This is a genomic window from Enterococcus sp. 7E2_DIV0204, assembly GCF_002140855.1.
GTDB lineage: Bacteria > Bacillota > Bacilli > Lactobacillales > Enterococcaceae > Enterococcus_L > Enterococcus_L lemimoniae.
In genome coordinates, this window is the sequence record NZ_NGKY01000003.1 from 44,790 (window position 1) to 45,825 (window position 1,036).

General features: G+C 27.5%; 1 protein-coding gene. It reads left to right on the forward strand.

Annotated features, from left to right (window positions below):
* Window positions 1-355 (forward strand): hypothetical protein (locus tag A5819_RS17365; RefSeq protein WP_217809036.1); only part of this gene is annotated, 355 nt, incomplete at its 5' end.
* Window positions 356-1,036 lie beyond the last annotated feature (681 nt).

Here is a 1,036-nt window from a genome sequence, read left to right on the forward strand (position 1 = left end):
CGTTAACGGTATGAAAAGTAAAGAAATTGAGAAGAAAGTTCTTTCCATTATTTTGTCAGAAGTTGATTTATTAATTATTTTTACTATGAATCCAATAAACAAAAAGAAATTAAGGCGAGTATCAACAATAATTAATAGCTTTCTAGAAGAAAGCCAACCAAATAAGCACGATTTCACATTTCCTTTGTACATGGAGAGAATACGTCATAATAGAGATCTTAACTTTATTCTTTCTGAACCTAATGTTTGGTGGCATTTTACAAATGACGACAAATTAATGGATCAAATAGTCAGTAGATACCACGTTCTGTATGCTGTTTTTTCAACTCTTCTTTCTGAAGTTGAGCTAAAATGAAAATTTTGAATCTGGTCAAATTTTGACATTTCCTGTAGCTGTTATATGTAAATAGAAAATAGATAAGTATACTCAATAAAAGATACACATTAATGGGACTGTCTCTTATACACATCTAGATGTGTATAAGAGACAGATATAAAAACAGGGTTGTCAGAAATTCTTTATAATAATCGACTTTATATATATATTGTTGCTTGTATACTCAATATTTTTTCTACTTACATGCTTAAACAAAGCATTGCGAAAATTGATATTTATTTAAAAAAATCAACTGACTTAGAAAAAAGCACAACATTGCTTTTGAACTACTATGAAAAACAAATTGAACTTGCAGAACGTCGACTAAATTTGTTTAAATCTTTTTCTTTTCTTCCTGTGGTTATTCTTTTCATAAATAATTTAAACTCATTAAAACAATCAAATACAAACATACAATTTGAATCCTTGATTTTTATTGATCCCATTAATGTGTATCTTTTATTGAGTATACTTATCTATTTTCTATCTGTCTCTTATACACATCTAGATGTGTATAAGAGACAGCTATAAATGTATTGAATATCAATAGATTCATAAACTATTCCAGTTTTTGGAATGATTGATTCTCTGTCTCTTATACACATGGAGATGTGTATAAGAGACAGCTATAAATGTATTGAATATCAATAGATTCATAAA